Origin of the sequence: Microbacterium sp. cf046 (assembly GCF_900114345.1) — a bacterium.
GTDB lineage: Bacteria > Actinomycetota > Actinomycetes > Actinomycetales > Microbacteriaceae > Microbacterium.
This window is the reverse complement of record NZ_FOZJ01000002.1, coordinates 124,033-140,680: the sequence shown is the minus strand read 5'-3', so window position 1 is coordinate 140,680 and position 16,648 is coordinate 124,033. Positions and strand designations below refer to the sequence as shown.

The following is a 16,648-nucleotide window of genomic DNA, read 5'->3' as shown; positions in this document are numbered from 1 at the left end:
GGGGCCGGCGGGCGGGCTCAGTCGACGATGGCTTCGCTCGGCAGGTGGACGCGACTCGGGGATCCTCCCGCGCGCAGCAGCCACGCGCGCGCCCGACCGGGCTCGCAGTACGGGGGAAGCGACCGCTCCCCGGTCAGCACGCGGAACTCCGGTCCGTACGCGGCATCGACCACGAGATCGTGGTCGGACCGCATGGCGGTCAGCGCCCGCCACTGCCGCTGCCACTCGTCGGCATCGCCCGCGACCACGACGCGGTCCGCGGTGGCCCATTCCTTGCCGCCCGCGAACTCGTCGAGCGTGAGCATGCGAGCACCCTGCCGCTCCCACGCCGCGATGGCGGCACGGGATGCGGGTGAGCGGCGCATGACGAAGCCGGTGAGCACGTGCTGAGGACGCCACGGCACGGCCGGTTCGTGGGCCGCGACCCCGGAGGCCGGCACCATCGCCACCTGCACGGACCGGCCGTCGAGCCGCCCGCGCCCGGGCGGGCTGCCCGGGGCGTAGTGCGCGGAGTCGCCTCCGGCGGCGAGGTGCTCCGCGCGCGATGATGTCGCGAGGATGAGGCGGCGTGGGAACAGGTCGCCGAGCCGGGCTGCCGCGCCGCCGAGCCGCTGCGCAGATGCGATGACCAGGTGACGGGCCTCCCCCGCCCCGCGTACGACCACCTCCAGCTTGTCCACGACATCGCGTGCGTGGTCCGGGGGAAGCGCGGCGCACAGCACGTCGAGGTCGTCCGCGACGATGATCGCACCGGCCGCTGGGACGTGCTCCGACAGGGCGGCCACGGCATCCCACCCTCCCTCCCCGGTTGCGGGAATCCAGATGACGCGATCACCGGCCTGGGAGGCGAGCGCCCGCAGGGCGGTCGACCTCCCGCTGCCGCCGGAGCCGACCACGAGCAGGCCGCGATCTGCGAGGCGGACGCCGACCGGCTGCTGCCGCTGCCGCTCCGGCTCATCCGCCAGACCGAGCAGGAGCGTGTCCGGGAATCCGCCGCTCGGCGCGTCGAGGTCTTCGAGGGCGATCCGCGTCGGAAGCTCGGGCAGCCACGGCCGTCGAGGACGCGGACCCGTCGAGCCGGCGACGATCGCCTGAGCGTCGTCGCGCGTCGAGAGGGCGATGCGCACCCTGCGCGGCGAGCTGTCACCCGCGGTTCGCACGAGGGCGAGACCTCGCGCCTCCGACCCACCGGGCAGGGATGCGGCGTCATCAGTGCCGATGATCGTCCGGCTGTCGTTGGGGTCGGTCACCCGCAGGCTGATCCGAAGGGGGCAGTTGGCGAGGAGGCTCTCGCGGACGACGCCAGAGGGCCGCTGCGTGCCGAGGACGAGGTGCATGCCCAGCGCCCGACCGCGAGCCGCCACGTCAGTGAAGACGGCATGCAGCTCAGGATGCTCACCCAGGAGCGCGGCGAATTCGTCGACGACGATCACCAGGCGAGGCAGCTCGACGCGCGGGTCCAGCACGTCCCTGGCCCCGACGCGGGCGAGCTCGGCTTCACGCCAGCGGACTTCCGCGCGCAGGCTCTCGATCGCGCGCCGCGCACCTGATCCGTCGAGGTCGGTGATCACGCCGGTGACGTGGGGAACCTCCGCGAGCGAGTCGAAGGCCGTGCCGCCCTTGAAGTCGGCGAGCAGGAAGCTCACCTCGCGCGTGGAGTGGGTGGCGCACAGCGCCAGCACCCAGGTCACCAGGAGTTCGGACTTGCCTGACCCGGTGACGCCCGCGACGACGGCGTGCGGGCCGTCGGCGACGAGGTCGATGACGAACGGCTCCCCCGAGGCCGCGCCGACGACCGCGGGCAATCCGCCGCGCCGACCGACCGGCGCCTCGAGCAGGAGCGGTCCGAGCATGACCGCCTCGGTGTCGTCCCCGGCGGCGAGCAGGCCTTTCGCTCGTTCGCGCAGCTCGTCGGCGAGGACCTCAGCCTGGCCGAGACCCACCGCTTCGACACTGATCTGCCGCACGTCTCCGTCCATGTCGATGCTCGCGCCGTCGAGCGATGTCACGCTGAGGACGACCGCGCAGCCGGGTGGTCGCGCGCCCGAGGCCTCGGCGCGGACGATCACGATGTCGGCGTCCGGGCCGGCCGGCTCCCCCGGGCCCACGAGGGCCAGACGCCTGCCGGCAGGTGCGCTCCGATGCGGCAGCCGCTCCGCCCAGGCGTTCTCCCCTCGGAGGACTCCGACGAGCCGCAGCTCGCCCGGTGGCAGCGCCAGGCACAGCTGCAGGACGAGTGCGCGCACGACAGCCGCCGCCGGCACGGCGTGCCCGACTACCGCGATGCCGAGCACGGGCTGCACCACGATCGGCGCCGCTTCCAGGTGCGCGGCGCGAGCACGCAGGTCTGCCGACTCGGGGTCATTGCCACCCCCGGTGACCCTCAGGTCGCTCGCGTCCGATCCGGAGCCCACCACGATCGCATCGCCGCGTCCCGCGATGGGCCGCCAGATCTCGCCATCGCGCGCGAGGAACGCCGCAACGTCCGGATGCCGGGCCCAGCGTCGCGCGCGCTCGTCGGTGTGCCGCTCGGCGATCTGCCGTGCCACCCGCTCGCGCGCGGTCCGCGCTTCGGTCTGCGCGCGTCGGCGATCACGTCGTGCGGCCCGCGCCCCATCGAGCATCGTGGCTCCCGCGATCAGCGGCCCCAGCGCCGCGAGCCAGAGTGCGAGCACCGATCCGGTGACCAGCCAGAGCGCGACCGCGCCGAGCACCGGCACGATGGACGCGAGGACGGGCACGGCGGGTCTGGAGGGCGGCTGCCACGCCGGCGGCAGCTCGAGCGGCTCGGCGTGGACGCGAGGCGATGATGCGGGCGGCGCGGGGGCGAAGGTCGAGAGCACCCACCCAGTCGAACCCGGCCGCGGGGTCGCGCCGGAGACAGGGGTGGGCTCCGTGGAGGGCAGCTCGCGCGATCAGGCTGGGGAGGAGTCGTCGACAGCGTCGGCGTCGGTGGCGCCCGTCGCCCCCGAGCGGAGGGCGACGTCGAGCACGATGATCGTGATGTTGTCGCGGCCGCCGTTCTCGAGCGCGGCATCCATCATCGCGGCGATGGCGTCGGCCGGATCGGGGTTGGCCGTGAGGAAATGCTGGATGCCGTAATCGGTGAGCTCCTTGGTGAGCCCGTCCGAGCAGATGACGAATCGGTCGCCGTCGACGACATCGAGGCGCACGTAGTCGGGCGCGACGCTCTCGCTCGGTCCGACGGCTCGAGTGATGACGTTGCCGTAGGGGTGGTTCTCCGCCTCCTCCGGGCTCAGCCGGCCGGCCGCGATGAGCTCCTGCACGACGGAGTGGTCGGTCGTGATCTGCTCGATCACGCCGTCCCGCGAGAGATACACGCGCGAGTCGCCGATGTTCAGCGTCACCCACTGCGGCGGCCCGTCGCTCAGGTCCAGGTAGACGCCGGTGAGCGTCGTTCCGGTGCCGTCGTCGGTGGTCTCCGGATGCGAGGCGATGTCCTTCACGGCCCGTGAGAGCGCCTTCTCGATCGTCTTCGGGGTCACCGCACCCGCTTCGACGACGCCGCCCAGGCGGTCGACCGTGCTCGCGCTGGCGATCTCGCCGCCGATGTGGCCGCCCATGCCGTCGGCGACGATGAACAGCGGGTAGCTCGCCAGGAGTGCATCCTGATTGATCTCGCGGCGACGCCCCGTGTGCGTCACCCCCGCCCAGGACAGTTCGATCGTCCCACCCGCCACCGTCACAGATCGGGAGTGGGTGGATTTATCGGGCACGCCCTGTCCTCCCGTAAGCCGGCAACGGCGACGACGCGACCCGTGCGGTCCTGTCGACGTGCTCACATCCTAGTGGACTCCCCCTGCACCGCCCGGGCGACGCGGGGGGACGCGCAGTCGCCGTCGAAGACCCCTGTTCGCTCAGAGCGAACGGGCTGAGCCCGCCCTATGCCGCCGGATCGTCGGGCAGCGGGAAGAGCTCGTCGATCGTCGCGAGCTCGGCGGCGGACGGCGTCCACGCAGCCGCGGCAGCCGCGTTCGAGCGCACCTGGTCGGCACTGGTGGCGCCGGCGATGACGCTCGAGAGCGAGGGTCGCGACAGCAGCCATCCGAACGTCGCCGCGAGCATCGTGATGCCCCGCTCGTCGCAGAACGCCTGGTACCGCTCGAGCGCGTCCCAGGGCGCGTTCTGCCAGACGTGCCGGCGCTGCATCATGATGCGGCTGCCCTCGGGGCCGCCCTCGCGCGTGAACTTCCCCGTGAGCAGTCCGTTCTGCAGCGGGAAGTACGGGAAGAAGCCGAGCCCGAACCGCTGCACCGCGGGGAGCACTTCGCGCTCGGCCCCACGGGCGAGCAGACTGTAGTGATTCTGCGCCGAGATGAAGCGACTGCCCCGATCGGCCGCGGTGAAGTCCGCCTCGGCGATCTGCCATCCCGACATGTTCGAATGCCCGTAGTAGCGGATCTTCCCCGCCGCGACGAGGTCATCCAGCGCCGAGATCGTCTCCGCGATCGGCGTGTCGGCATCCGGCACGTGCAGCTGATAGAGGTCGATCCAGTCCGTCTTCAGGCGTCGCAGCGACGCCTCGACGGCCGTCCGGATGTACGACCGGGAGGTCTTGGCGCCGACGGTCGCGTAGCCCATGTCGCGGCCGGGGTGCCCGAACTTCGTCGCCAGGACCACACGGTCCCGGCGACCCTGCAGCGCATCGCCCATCAGCGTCTCGCTCTGACCGGGCTCGCCGCCGTACATGTCCGCGGTGTCGAGGAAGGTGACGCCGGAGTCGATGGCGGCGTCGAGGACCTCGATCGTCCCTGCGAGGGTCTCGGACTTCGTCCCGGGGCGGCCGAAGTTGTTGCAGCCGAGACCGACGGCGGAGACGAGGAGACCTGAGGCGCCGACACGGCGCAGGGGAACGGGGGTGTCAGAGATCGTCATTGCTCCACGCTAATGCGCTCCGGCCGGTCGCCGAGCACACCCGGACGGCGACGAGCCCCCACCGATGCGGTGGGGGCTCGTCAGGGCCTGTTGGCCGTGCGCCTACGGTGCAGGCGGTGCGGGCGGCGTGGTCGGCGGGGTGGTGGGCGGCGCCGGCGGAGTGGTCGGCGGCTCGGGCGCCGCGGGCGGCGTCACGGGCGGCTGCGGAGCCGCTGCCGGCGGCGGGGTGTAGCCGGCCGGAGGTGCCGGCGGCTGGTTGCCGGCAGGCGGGGCCGGCGGCTCGTAGCCGGCCGGCGGCGGGTACGCGCCGGGGGCAGGCTGGGTCGCGGGGTTCGCGGGGTAGCCGCCTGCGGGCGCCTGGCTGGGGATGCCGGCCCACACGGTGCGGTCGGACAGGAATCCGTTGCCGGCCCACGGTGCGGCCGGGATCGCGGTGTTCCAGCGCGACTTGTCGAAGCCGAGGATGCCGAGCCACACGATGCTGAGGAAGAAGTACAGGATCAGCCAGACGGCTTCCTTCTGCAGCTTCAGTCCGACGCGCCAGGCGGCCAGGAGCGTCACGACGAAGGCGGCGATGCTGACGATCCAGCCGATGACGGGGATCCAGCCGAGAACGATCGACGCGCCGATCGCGATCAGAATCAGCCACGGGCTCAGGTCTCCGAGCTTGCTGAAGACCATGTAGTTGTAGATCGGCACCCAGGCGCGCCACTTGCCCTGCACGCCGGCCTTCTCGAAGATCTTCATCAGGAAGATCGAGCTCAGGACGTAGAAGCCGATGGCGAAGATGAACCAGAAGATGGCGAGTCCCGCATAGAGCGCGAGTGCGGTCCCGTCAGGGTAGTCGTACATGGGAGTCCTCCCCGGAGAACGAACCACGACGCACGGTGACGTCGGCACGGCATCCGCCCTGCGATTCACATGCTAGCGACGGGCAAGGTCGTGTGACAGCCAATTCGCGGATACTCGCCACACGTGTCGCCGATCGCTAACCTTGCGTGACACCCGTCTGAACGTGGAAGGACCCCATGAGCGATTCGAATCCCCCCACTCCCCCGCCGCTCCCGTCTCAGCCCGCCGGAGACGCGGCGCGCGCCGCAGACCCGGTCGCGGCGGCGCCTGCTCCCGCGTACGACCCGGCGGCCGACCCCGACAACACCGGCGTTCCCACGTCGCTGACCGGCGAGGTCGACGACATGAGCCGCGGATTCTTCCGCGCGCTCTTCGATCTGTCCTTCCGGACGTTCATCACCCGGCGACTCGCGAGCGTGTTCTATCTCGTGGGGCTCATCGCGATCGCGATCGGGTTCATCGTCTACTTCGTCTCGGGGCTGGTCAGCGGGATCAACGCGCTGTTCTTCAACTTCGGCGCCGGACTCTCGCTCATCATCGCCACACTCATCCTGGTGCCGATCGGGACGTTCCTCGCGATCGTGATCCTCAGGTTCGTGATCGAGGCCGTCGTGGCCCTCATCGCGATCGCGGAGAACACCGAGCGCACCGCCGAGCACACCCGCGGCGGCTCCCGCAGCTGAGCACCCCTCAGGCGAACAGTTCGACCTCTCCGGGCGCACCGTCACGCAGCCGCAGTCCCTGTGCCGCGGCCCACTGATGGAGCGCCCGGAGCGAGCCGATCCGGGGCCGCTGCCGGGCGAGCGCACTCATCAGCGCGCCCTTGGCGTGCTTGTTGAAGTGGTTGAGCGCGCGGACCGCGCCGTCCGGCCCCTCGCTCACCACACGCACGTACACCGACGCCGACGATCGCGGCACGGGGCCGAGTGCCGCGTACGCCTCCGAGCGCAGATCGAGCGTGAAGCGCGGTGCGAGGTCGCCGATCGCCGCACTCACGGCGTCGGCCCACACGCGCCGCAGCGACGGCACCCCGGGCAGGGATGCGGACGCACCGAGCCGGTACGCGGGGATGCGATCGAGCGCGCCGACGGGTCCCCAGACAGCGGTGTGGATCATCGCGTTCGCACCCAGCCAGCGCCTGGCCGGTGCGTCGAGGGATGCCGCATCCAGCGCGTCGTAGAGGACTCCGGTGTACCGATCGATCGCCGCCATCGTGGGCGCGGAGCGCACGGCCGCGTTCACTGCGACCTCGTGGAGCTGCGTCGCCCCGAGACCGAGCACGCGTGCCGCGATCCAAGGGTCGTTGGAGAGCGATTCGAGCGCGGCGAGCACCGCCTCGCGCTGCGGGCGCAGCTGCGGGAACGCCAGCGCGCCCAGATCGAGCGCCGCCCTGCCCCCTCCGGACCGCTTGGTCTCGGAGGGGGGAAGCAGGATCAGCAAGTCAGCTGATGAGGGCCGCGTTGCCTGCCACGATCGTGACGACGTCGCCCTCGACCGACAGGAAGCCGTCCTTCGCGTTGGCGATGATCTTGCTGCCGTCCTCCAGCGTGATGCGCACCTCGCCGGCCGCCAGGACGCCGAGGATCGGCTCGTGGCCGGTCATGATGCCGATCTCGCCGATGACCGTCTTCGCGACGACGAGGCTCGCCTCACCAGACCAGACCTCGTGGTCGGCCGCGACGAGGTTCACCGTGAGCGCCACTTCGACTCCCTCCGGTCGCTCAGCACAGGCATGTCAGCCGTTCTCCTTCTGGATGCGGGCCCAGTTCTCTTCGACGTCGGAGATGCCGCCGACGTTGAAGAACGCCTGCTCGGCCACGTGGTCGAAGTCGCCCTTCACGATGGCGTCGAACGACTCGATCGTCTCGGCGATCGGGACGGTCGAGCCCTCGACGCCGGTGAACTTCTTGGCCATGTAGGTGTTCTGCGACAGGAACTGCTGAATGCGGCGTGCACGCGACACGACGACCTTGTCCTCTTCGGAGAGCTCGTCGACACCGAGGATCGCGATGATCTCCTGCAGCTCCTTGTTCTTCTGGAGGATCTGCTTGACGGCGGTCGCCACGCGGTAGTGGTCGGCGCCGATGTAGCGCGGGTCCAGGATGCGGCTCGTCGAGGTCAGCGGGTCGACGGCCGGGTACAGGCCCTTCGACGCGATCTCACGCGAGAGCTCGGTCGTCGCGTCGAGGTGAGCGAACGTGGTCGCCGGCGCCGGGTCGGTGTAGTCGTCGGCGGGCACGTAGATCGCCTGCAGCGAGGTGATCGAGTGACCGCGGGTCGAGGTGATGCGCTCCTGGAGCACACCCATCTCGTCAGCGAGGTTCGGCTGGTAGCCCACCGCGGAAGGCATGCGGCCGAGCAGCGTCGAGACCTCGGAGCCGGCCTGCGTGAAGCGGAAGATGTTGTCGATGAACAGCAGCACGTCCTGGCCCTGCACGTCGCGGAAGTACTCCGCCATCGTGAGCGCCGAGAGGGCGACGCGCAGGCGCGTTCCGGGCGGCTCGTCCATCTGGCCGAACACCAGCGCGGTCTTGTCGAAGACGCCGGCCTCTTCCATCTCGTGGATGAGGTCGTTGCCCTCGCGCGTGCGCTCGCCGACACCGGCGAACACCGACACGCCACCGTGGTCCTGCGCGACGCGCTGGATCATCTCCTGGATGAGGACGGTCTTGCCGACGCCGGCACCGCCGAACAGGCCGATCTTCCCGCCGAGCACGTACGGCGTGAGCAGGTCGATGACCTTGATGCCGGTCTCGAACATCTGCGTCTTCGACTCGAGCTGGTCGAAGCTCGGCGCCTTGCGGTGGATGCCCCAGCGCTCGGTGATCTCGATCTGCTCGCCGGGCTCGGCGTTGAGGACCTCGCCGATCACGTTGAAGACCTTGCCCTTGGTGACGTCGCCGACGGGCACCGTGATGGGGCCGCCGGTGTCGCGCACCTCCTGGCCGCGGACGACGCCGTCGGTCGGCTTCAGTGCGATCGCGCGGACGAGGTCGTCACCGAGGTGCTGTGCGACCTCGAGCGTGATCTCGTTGGACTCATCGCCGATCGTGATCGTCGTCTTGAGCGCGTTGTAGATGTCGGGAAGCGAGTCGTGCGGGAACTCGATGTCGACGACCGGACCGGTGACGCGCGCGACGCGCCCGATGACCGAGGTCTGTTCGGCGGTAGCGGTTGGGGTCATTGTCTTCTTCTCTTTCGCAATGGTGGTCTACTTCGCCGAGGACAGTGCGTCGGCGCCGCCGACGATCTCGGCGATCTGCTGGGTGATCTCGGCCTGACGCGCGTTGTTGCGCAGCCGGGTGTAGTCGGTGATGAGCTTGTCGGCGTTGTCGCTGGCCGACTTCATCGCCTTCTGGGTCGCCGCGTGCTTTGCCGCCGAGGACTGCAGGAGGGCGTTGAAGATGCGGCTCTGGATGTAGACGGGCAGGAGCGCGTCCAGCACGGTCGCCGCATCCGGCTCGAACTCGTAGAGCGGGAACGCGAGGGTCTCCGCCTGCGCGTCGGTCGCTTCGACGACCTCGAGCGGCAGCAGACGCACCGTCTCGGGGGTCTGCGTCATCATGCTCACGAAGCGGTTGTACACGAGGTGGATCTCATCGACGCCGCCGCTGTCAGAGCCGCGCTCGAACGCCTCGAGGACGGTCTCGGCGATGTGCTCGGCGAAGCGGAACTCGGGGGTGTCGGTGTCACCCGTCCACTCGGCCTCGCTCTTGATGCGACGGAACTGGAAGAACGCCACCGCCTTGCGACCGACGAGGTAGTACTTGACTTCCTTACCTTGCGACTCGAGGAGGGTCGCCAGCTCGAGGCCCTCGCGCATGATCTGCGAGTTGAACGCACCGGCGAGGCCGCGGTCGGAGGCGAAGATCACGATCGCGGACGTCTTGACGTCCCGCGCCGAGGTGAGCGGGTGATCGATGTTCGAGTGCGTCGCGACCGCCGAGACGGCACGCGTGACGGCCCGCGCGAACGGAGCCGAGGCGCGCACGCGCGCCATCGCCTTCTGAATGCGCGAAGCCGCGATGAGCTCCATCGCCTTCGTGATCTTCTTGGTCGTCTGAGCAGTGCTGATCTTCTGCTTGTAGACCCTGAGTTGAGCGCCCATGTTCCGTGTCCGCCGCCGCCTACTTGCGGCGGCCCTTGACGATCTGCTCCTGGTTGACATCCTCGGCGTCGGCCGCCGCGAACTCCTCGCGCCCCGGCTCGTCGATGTGCTGACCGCCGCCGCCCTGGAATTCGAGGGTGAACTCGTCGACGACCTTGTTCAGCTCGGCGACAGTGTCGTCGTCGAGGACGTTGGTCTCGCGCAGACGATCCAGGATCGTGGTGTGGCGGCGCACGTGGTCGAGCAGGTCGCGCTCGAAGCGCAGCACGTCCTCGACCTCGATCGTGTCGAGCTTGCCGTTCGTGCCCGTCCAGATCGAGACGACCTGCTCCTCGACCGGGTACGGCGAGTACTGCGGCTGCTTGAGCAGCTCGGTCAGGCGCGCACCGCGGGCCAGCTGGCGACGGGATGCCGCATCCAGGTCGCTCGCGAACATCGCGAACGCCTCGAGCGAGCGGTACTGGGCGAGCTCGAGCTTGAGCGTTCCGGAGACCTTCTTGATCGACTTGACCTGGGCGTCACCGCCGACGCGCGAGACCGAGATGCCCACGTCGACGGCGGGACGCTGGTTGGCGTTGAACAGGTCGGACTGCAGGAAGATCTGGCCGTCCGTGATCGAGATCACGTTGGTCGGGATGTACGCCGAGACGTCGTTGGCCTTCGTCTCGATGATCGGCAGACCCGTCATCGATCCGGCTCCGAGCTCATCGGAGAGCTTCGCGCAGCGCTCCAGCAGGCGGGAGTGCAGGTAGAAGACGTCACCGGGGTACGCCTCGCGGCCCGGCGGGCGGCGCAGCAGCAGCGACACGGCACGGTAGGCCTCGGCCTGCTTGGTCAGGTCGTCGAAGATGATCAGGACGTGCTTGCCGTCGTACATCCAGTGCTGGCCGATGGCCGAGCCGGTGTACGGAGCGAGGTACTTGAAGCCGGCCGGGTCGGATGCGGGAGCCGCGACGATCGTCGTGTACTCCATGGCTCCAGCGTCCTCGAGTGCGCCCTTGACGGATGCGATCGTCGAGCCCTTCTGGCCGATCGCGACGTAGATGCAGCGGACCTGCTTGTCGACGTCGCCGGACTCCCAGTTGCTCTTCTGGTTGATGATCGTGTCGATCGCGATCGCGGTCTTGCCGGTCTGGCGGTCGCCGATGATGAGCTGGCGCTGACCGCGGCCGACGGGGATCATGGCGTCGATCGCCTTGATGCCGGTCTGCATCGGCTCGTGCACGCTCTTGCGCGACATGACGCCCGGTGCCTGGAGCTCGAGGGCGCGGCGGCCGTCGGTGGCGACCGGGCCGAGCCCGTCGATCGGGTTGCCGAGCGGGTCGACGACGCGACCGAGGTAGCCGTCGCCGACGGCGACCGAGAGGACCTCGCCGGTGCGGCGGACCTCCTGGCCGGCCTCGATGCCGGAGAACTCGCCGAGGACGACCACGCCGACCTCGTGCTCGTCGAGGTTGAGCGCGAGGCCCGACGTGCCGTCGGCGAACGTCACGAGCTCGTTCGCCATGACGCCCGGAAGGCCCTCGAGGTGGGCGATGCCGTCGGCCGCGTCGACGACGGTGCCGACCTCGGTCGCCGCGGCGCCGGTGGGCTCGTACGCGGCGGCGAAGTCCTTCAGCGCGTCACGGATGACTTCGGGGCTGATCGTTAGTTCTGCCATTGTGTTCCTTCGTTTCGAGGGGCCGGGGCCCCGAAGCTTCCGCTCGCGCGGGAAATCTCGTCTCTAGCCCGCAAGCCGCTGGCGCAGGTCGGTCAGTCGCGCCGCGACGCTCGCGTCGATCACGTCGTCGGCGATCTGCACGCGCAGGCCGCCGACCACTGCGGGGTCGATGACCGCGTTCAGGCCGACCTGCTTGCCGTAGCGGCGGCTCAGCACCGCGCTGAGCCGCTCCGACTGGGCGGCGTTCAGCGGCGTCGCGGTCACGACCGTCGCCACGATGCTGCCTCGCTGGTCCGCGACGATGTCCATCGCGTTCGACAGCAGCTGGCGCACGCGGCGCTCACGGGGCTGCTGCACCAGCGACGAGACGATGAGGATCGTCGCTTCGCTCGCGCGGCCGCGCAGGAGGGTCTCGATGAGCGCGCCCTTCGCGGAGTCATCACCCAGGCGGCTGCCGAGTGCGAGCTCGACCTCCGGGTTCTCGGCGACGAGGCGCGACGCGCTGAACAGCTCTCCGTCGACGTCGACACCGGGTGCCGAGATCGCCGCCGCCCGCACCGCGAGCTCTTCGATGCCGTCGACGAGCTCGGACTCGTTCGACCAGCGCTGCTCGACGGCGGTCGTGAGGAGGGAGAGCGTCGTCTTGCCGAAGGCCGCGCCGAACACGTCGCTGACGACGCGCGAGCGGGCGGCCGGTGCCGCAGCGGGATCGGCGAGCGCACCGCTCAGCTGCGGCGAGTCGCCCACGATCCGTGCCGCGGCGAACAGCTCGCGGGCGGTGTCGAGGTCGACGCTCGACGCGGCATCGAGCGCCGCCGTCGTCGCCGCGAGGGCCTGAGTGGTTGCGCTGCCCACTAGTTCGTCGCCTTCTCAGACGCCTCGAGCTCGGCGAGGAAGCGGTCCACTACTGCCTGCGCCCTGGCGTCCTCGGTGAGGGTCTCTCCGATCACACCGCCGGCCAGGTCGAGGGCGAGGCTTCCGACGTCCGACTTCAGTGACGCGAGCGCTGCGAGGCGCTCCATCTCGATCTGAGCCTGCGCGTTGGAGGTGATGCGTGCGGCCTCGGACGAGGCCTGCTCACGCAGCTCCGAGATGATCTGCGAACCGTCGGCGCGTGCCTGCTCGCGGATGCGGCCGGCCTCGGCGCGCGCGTCGGCGAGCTGAGCGGTGTACTTCTCGAGCGCGGCCTGCGCCTCCGCCTGTGCGTTCTCGGCGGACTTGATGCTGCCTTCGATCGCCTGGCTGCGGGCGTCGAGCATCTGGTTCAGGCTCGGCAGGATCTTCCAGATGAAGAGCGCGAGGATGATGAGGAACGCCAGCGTGCCCCAGACCAGGTCCGGGAGCGTGGGGAGCAGCGGGTTGATCTCCCCCTCGTGGCCTTCGGCGAATGCGGTGAGCATTCGGACTCCTTCGGTCAGCAACGGGTGGTTACGGCGCGGGGAACGGGATGAAGGCGACCGCGATCGCGATGAACGCGAGCGCCTCGGTCAGTGCGATACCGAGGAACATGAGGCCGCTGAGGCGACCCTGCAGCTCGGGCTGGCGTGCGACCGATTCGATGGTCTTGCCGACGATGATGCCGACGCCGATACCGGAGCCGATAGCGGCGAGTCCGAAGGCGAGGGGTGCGAGCTGTCCGACGACGTTCACAGGGATTTCCTTTCGAAGGGGTTGATGGGTCCAGCAGCCGGGGACGTGTCAGTGTCCGTCGGCGAGCGACATCTGGATGTAGATGGCGGTGAGGATCGTGAAGACGTATGCCTGGAGCACGGCGACGAACAGCTCCAGGACGGTGAAGGCGACGCCGAAGGCGAACGTTCCGATGCCCAGCAGGCCGATGAGCTGACCGTTGGCGAGCACCGTGAAGAAGAAGAAGTGCGTCGCGGTGAAGCAGAGCACCAGGAGCATGTGGCCGGCGACCATGTTCATCAGAAGTCGGAGGGCCAGCGTGATCGGGCGCAGGATGAAGGTCGAGAGGAACTCGAGCGGGATCAGCAGGATGTGCAGCGGCCACGGCACGCCCGGGATGACCAGCGAGTTCTTCAGGTAGCCGAGGCCGTGCTTGCGGAATCCGGCGTACACGAACATCACGTAGGCGACCACCGCGAGGATCAGCGGCAGGCCGATGACCGCGGTGCTCGCGATCTGCAGCCCGGGGATGATGCCGGTGAGGTTCATGCCGATGATGAGGAAGAAGAACGTCATCAGGACGGGCAGGAACCGGCGTCCGTCCTTCTCGCCGAGCGTGTCGAACACGATCGTGTTGCGCACGAACCCGAGCATGTACTCGAGCGCGGCCTGCCCGCGAGACGGGATGAGCTGCAGCTTGCGCGTGCCGATCCACAGCCACAGGACGAGGGCGAACACGACGAGCAGGCGGATGAGCATGACCCGATTGAGCTCGAAAGGGGTTCCGACGAACAGCAGGCCGGGCGGGACGAACTCGCCGATCGAAGGGCCTACGAATCCACCATCTGATTCGTCGGCCGTGACGAGCGACAGTGCGGGAAGGAGCATTGCGGTAATCAGGAGATTCTCCGGCGTCGGGCGTCCGAGACGTGGCGATCAGGGGGAGCGTATGCAGCCAGCCTAGCAAAACTCTTCGGCCTCAGAAGACACGCTCGAGCCTCAGCGTAGTGCCCAGGGAGGCTCTGCGGGGGGCCGTCAGCGAGCGCCGTCGGGGGCGTCGTCGTCCACGGTCCGGGGCAGCTCGACGTCGCCGACGTAGGGCACCCGAGCCCGCTGGAAGGCGATCACGTCGAAGACGAGCGAGCCGACGACCGCGATGATCACCGTGACGAAGAAGACCGTCGGATCCAGCCACGGCTGTGCTCGCAGCCAGATCGAGAGGACCACGAAGAGCACGAGCTTGAGCACCCACGAGCCGAGCACGATGCCGAAGAACAGCGGTGAGCCGGGATCGTCCTTCGTGGCGCGGGTGGCGACCTGGATGCTGATCGAGGTCAGCGCGAGGAACACGAGCCACATCGCGGCGCCGAGGAGCCCGCTGACCAACCCGGAGACGCCCGAGACCAGATAGCCGACCACGCCTCCGACGACGGCGAGGATGCCGATCGCGATCGCCGGCCATTTCAGGCTGGACAGCACCGTGAAACTGCGCGGGGCGGGCTGGGTGCTCATCGAGCTGCCTCCAGGGTCGGGGTGTCGTCATGGGACTCGACGGCGGGCTTGCGCTTCCAGGAGGGCAGCAGGGTGACCACGAGACACGCTGCGCCGCCCACGACGCCGAAGGCGACGCCGATCCAGTACTGCCCCGGCCAGTTCTCGCGCGTGCCGATGTACATCAGCAGGACGGCCAGGCTGAAGACCGCCGTCCACGCGTAGAAGATCAGCACCGCATCGCGGTCGGAGTGGCCCATGTCCAGCATCCGGTGATGGAGATGCTTGCGGTCAGGCGAGAACGGCGATTTGCCCGCGCTCATGCGTCTGACCACCGCGAGGCCGAAATCGAGCAGCGGCAGCAGCACGACCACGACCGGCAGCAGGATCGGGATGAACGCACCCAGCAGCTGGGAGCGACCGAAGCCCTCGGGGTCGAGCACCGCCGGCTCGAGGGCCCCCGTGATCGCGATCGCCGACGTCGCCATCAGCAGGCCGAGCATGAGCGCGCCCGAGTCGCCCATGAACAGCTTCGCCGGGCTCCAGTTCAGCGGCAGGAAGCCGATGCAGGCGCCGATCAGCACAGCCGCGATGAAGGAGGCGAGGTTGAAGTACGTGCTGGAGCCGGTGTCGCGCACGAGGATGTACGAGTACGCGAAGAAGACGACGTTCGCGATGAGGCAGACACCGGCAACGAGGCCGTCCAGTCCGTCGATGAAGTTGACGGCGTTCATCACGACCACGATCGAGAAGACCGTCAGCGTGAAGCTCACCCAGCTGGACCCGACGATCAGTCCGCCGATCGGGAGGGAGAAGATCTGGAGCTGCCCGAACCAGGCGATGATCCCGGCGGCGAGGAACTGCGCGCCGAGCTTGATCATCCAGTCCAGGTCCCACAGGTCATCGGCGACCCCGACGACGACGATCAGCAGGGTGGCCGCGAGGATCGCGTAGACCGGCGCCGGATTCACCCAGAAGATCGCGAAGTACGGATGCTGCGACGACACGGCGAACGCGGCGACGACGCCGAGGAACATCGCGATCCCGCCCAGTCGCGGCGTCGGGGTCTTGTGGACGTCGCGTTCGCGGATGCCGGGATAGAGCTTGTACTTGAGGCTGAGTCGCCAGACCGCCCACGACAGGGCCAGAGTGACCGCGGCCGTGAACAGGATCGTGAAGACGTACTGCTTCACGCGCCGTCCCTGACGGGCGGCGGGCTCTCCGCTGCTGCGTCCTCCGCCGGCTCCGGCGCCGACTCGACCGCCGCGGGCGGAGCCGCCGGGTCGCCCTCTCGGACCGGATCGGGCTCGAGCAGGTCTCCGATGACCTCGCGCAGCGCCGCCCGGTCGATCGCGCCCTCGCGCAGCACGCGGACGAGTGGAGCGACCCCGGTGACCAGGCTCGTGGCGTCGATGATGGTCGAGGCGATGCCGGTCGCCGAAGGGCCGCCGTCGAGATAGACCGCGACGCTGTCGCCGAGCATGTCCTTGGCATCCGTGGCCATGATCGCCGCGGGCTTTCCCGTCAGATTCGCGCTCGAGACGGCGAGCGGCCCGGTCTCCTCGAGGAGTTCGAGCGCGAGGTTGTTCGCCGGCATCCGGACCGCGACCGTCCCGTGGGTGTCTCCGAGATCCCACGACAGCGACGGCTGCGAGGGCAGCACGATCGTGAGCCCGCCGGGCCAGAACGCCTCCACAAGACGCTCGACGGCCTCGGGCACCTCCGCCACGAGCGCGCGCAGGGTCGCGACGCCGGCGACCAGGACCGGCGGGGGCGACTGGCGTCCGCGACCCTTCGCCTCGAGGAGGCCCTGGACCGCACGGGAGCTGAACGCATCGGCGGCGATGCCGTAGACCGTGTCGGTCGGCAGGACCACGAGCTCGCCGCGGCCGATGGCCTGACGCGCCTGGCGCATTCCAGCGAGCAGCTGCGCCTCATCACGGCAGTCGAATAGGGAGGACATGTCCTGCTCAGTCTATTTGGTGGACGCTGAGTCGATGCCGCGAGGCCGG

General features: G+C 69.4%; 17 protein-coding genes. 1 reads left to right on the top strand and 16 read right to left on the bottom strand.

Annotation, left to right across the window (positions count from 1 at the left end):
- Positions 1-17: 17 nt before the first annotated feature.
- The 4 genes from BM349_RS06830 to BM349_RS06815 all read right to left on the bottom strand — a co-directional run bounded on the left by BM349_RS06830 (position 18) and on the right by BM349_RS06815 (position 5,748).
- Complete coding sequence (locus tag BM349_RS06830) at positions 18-2,843, bottom strand: FtsK/SpoIIIE domain-containing protein (protein ID WP_091705434.1); 2,826 nt, start codon at positions 2,841-2,843, stop codon at positions 18-20.
- 72 nt (positions 2,844-2,915) lie between these two features.
- Complete coding sequence (locus BM349_RS06825; RefSeq protein ID WP_091705432.1) at positions 2,916-3,737, bottom strand: PP2C family protein-serine/threonine phosphatase; 822 nt, start codon at positions 3,735-3,737, stop codon at positions 2,916-2,918.
- Between the two features lie 166 nt (positions 3,738-3,903).
- Positions 3,904-4,896, bottom strand: a complete 993-nt coding sequence (locus BM349_RS06820) for an aldo/keto reductase (RefSeq protein WP_091705430.1) — start codon at positions 4,894-4,896, stop codon at positions 3,904-3,906.
- 102 nt (positions 4,897-4,998) lie between these two features.
- Positions 4,999-5,748 carry a DUF5684 domain-containing protein gene (locus BM349_RS06815; protein ID WP_091705428.1) on the bottom strand — a complete coding sequence of 250 codons (750 nt, stop codon included), beginning with the start codon at positions 5,746-5,748 and terminating at the stop codon, positions 4,999-5,001.
- Positions 5,749-5,924: 176 nt separating this feature from the next.
- Here BM349_RS06815 and BM349_RS06810 point away from each other — a divergent pair, with 176 nt between their 5' ends.
- On the top strand, positions 5,925-6,431 hold the full coding sequence (locus BM349_RS06810) for a DUF4282 domain-containing protein (RefSeq protein ID WP_091705426.1): 507 nt from the start codon (positions 5,925-5,927) through the stop codon (positions 6,429-6,431).
- Positions 6,432-6,438: 7 nt separating this feature from the next.
- Here the strand turns inward: BM349_RS06810 and BM349_RS06805 are convergent, their stop codons facing one another.
- The 12 genes from BM349_RS06805 to BM349_RS06750 form a co-directional block, all read right to left on the bottom strand.
- On the bottom strand, positions 6,439-7,188 hold the full coding sequence (locus BM349_RS06805) for a YaaA family protein (protein WP_091705423.1): 750 nt from the start codon (positions 7,186-7,188) through the stop codon (positions 6,439-6,441).
- 1 nt (position 7,189) lies between these two features.
- Entirely contained in the window at positions 7,190-7,450 is a 261-nt protein-coding gene (locus tag BM349_RS06800; RefSeq protein ID WP_091705420.1) for a F0F1 ATP synthase subunit epsilon, read from the bottom strand.
- A gap of 33 nt (positions 7,451-7,483) precedes the next feature.
- A complete protein-coding gene (gene atpD, locus BM349_RS06795; protein WP_091705417.1) occupies positions 7,484-8,932 on the bottom strand; it encodes a F0F1 ATP synthase subunit beta in 1,449 nt (482 codons plus the stop codon).
- A 27-nt stretch (positions 8,933-8,959) separates the two neighbouring features.
- Positions 8,960-9,856 carry a F0F1 ATP synthase subunit gamma gene (locus BM349_RS06790; RefSeq protein WP_091705415.1) on the bottom strand — a complete coding sequence of 299 codons (897 nt, stop codon included), beginning with the start codon at positions 9,854-9,856 and terminating at the stop codon, positions 8,960-8,962.
- Between the two features lie 19 nt (positions 9,857-9,875).
- Positions 9,876-11,516 carry a F0F1 ATP synthase subunit alpha gene (gene atpA / locus BM349_RS06785; RefSeq protein WP_091705413.1) on the bottom strand — a complete coding sequence of 547 codons (1,641 nt, stop codon included), beginning with the start codon at positions 11,514-11,516 and terminating at the stop codon, positions 9,876-9,878.
- A gap of 63 nt (positions 11,517-11,579) precedes the next feature.
- Positions 11,580-12,371, bottom strand: a complete 792-nt coding sequence (locus BM349_RS06780; protein WP_091705410.1) for a F0F1 ATP synthase subunit delta — start codon at positions 12,369-12,371, stop codon at positions 11,580-11,582.
- Positions 12,371-12,916 carry a F0F1 ATP synthase subunit B gene (locus BM349_RS06775; RefSeq protein WP_091705407.1) on the bottom strand — a complete coding sequence of 182 codons (546 nt, stop codon included), beginning with the start codon at positions 12,914-12,916 and terminating at the stop codon, positions 12,371-12,373. The genes BM349_RS06780 and BM349_RS06775 overlap by 1 nt, the downstream gene beginning before the upstream one ends.
- Before the next feature lie 28 nt (positions 12,917-12,944).
- A complete protein-coding gene (atpE, locus tag BM349_RS06770; protein ID WP_175525226.1) occupies positions 12,945-13,166 on the bottom strand; it encodes a F0F1 ATP synthase subunit C in 222 nt (73 codons plus the stop codon).
- A 48-nt stretch (positions 13,167-13,214) separates the two neighbouring features.
- Positions 13,215-14,033, bottom strand: a complete 819-nt coding sequence (gene atpB, locus BM349_RS06765; protein WP_091705402.1) for a F0F1 ATP synthase subunit A — start codon at positions 14,031-14,033, stop codon at positions 13,215-13,217.
- Between the two features lie 147 nt (positions 14,034-14,180).
- Positions 14,181-14,657, bottom strand: a complete 477-nt coding sequence (locus BM349_RS06760) for a Cg1360 family ATP-synthase-associated protein (protein ID WP_254773774.1) — start codon at positions 14,655-14,657, stop codon at positions 14,181-14,183.
- Positions 14,654-15,829 (bottom strand): MraY family glycosyltransferase, encoded by a 1,176-nt coding sequence (locus BM349_RS06755; protein WP_091705400.1) that lies wholly within the window; start codon positions 15,827-15,829, stop codon positions 14,654-14,656. Before BM349_RS06755 ends, BM349_RS06760 begins: the two co-directional genes overlap by 4 nt.
- Positions 15,826-16,599: an L-threonylcarbamoyladenylate synthase gene (locus BM349_RS06750; protein ID WP_091705398.1), complete on the bottom strand. Its 774-nt coding sequence runs from the start codon at positions 16,597-16,599 to the stop codon at positions 15,826-15,828. The genes BM349_RS06755 and BM349_RS06750 overlap by 4 nt, the downstream gene beginning before the upstream one ends.
- Positions 16,600-16,648: the final 49 nt, after the last annotated feature.

What these genes read in the sequence shown, in the direction of transcription:
- atpA (WP_091705413.1), bottom strand. Translation starts at nt 11,516, where the DNA reads ATGGCAGAACTAACGATCAGCCCCGAAGTCATCCGTGACGCGCTGAAG.
- BM349_RS06810 (WP_091705426.1), top strand. Translation starts at nt 5,925, where the DNA reads ATGAGCGATTCGAATCCCCCCACTCCCCCGCCGCTCCCGTCTCAGCCC.
- BM349_RS06790 (WP_091705415.1), bottom strand. Translation starts at nt 9,856, where the DNA reads ATGGGCGCTCAACTCAGGGTCTACAAGCAGAAGATCAGCACTGCTCAG.
- BM349_RS06750 (WP_091705398.1), bottom strand. Translation starts at nt 16,599, where the DNA reads ATGTCCTCCCTATTCGACTGCCGTGATGAGGCGCAGCTGCTCGCTGGA.
- atpB (WP_091705402.1), bottom strand. Translation starts at nt 14,033, where the DNA reads ATGCTCCTTCCCGCACTGTCGCTCGTCACGGCCGACGAATCAGATGGT.
- BM349_RS06775 (WP_091705407.1), bottom strand. Translation starts at nt 12,916, where the DNA reads ATGCTCACCGCATTCGCCGAAGGCCACGAGGGGGAGATCAACCCGCTG.
- BM349_RS06815 (WP_091705428.1), bottom strand. Translation starts at nt 5,748, where the DNA reads ATGTACGACTACCCTGACGGGACCGCACTCGCGCTCTATGCGGGACTC.
- atpD (WP_091705417.1), bottom strand. Translation starts at nt 8,932, where the DNA reads ATGACCCCAACCGCTACCGCCGAACAGACCTCGGTCATCGGGCGCGTC.
- BM349_RS06820 (WP_091705430.1), bottom strand. Translation starts at nt 4,896, where the DNA reads ATGACGATCTCTGACACCCCCGTTCCCCTGCGCCGTGTCGGCGCCTCA.
- BM349_RS06760 (WP_254773774.1), bottom strand. Translation starts at nt 14,657, where the DNA reads ATGAGCACCCAGCCCGCCCCGCGCAGTTTCACGGTGCTGTCCAGCCTG.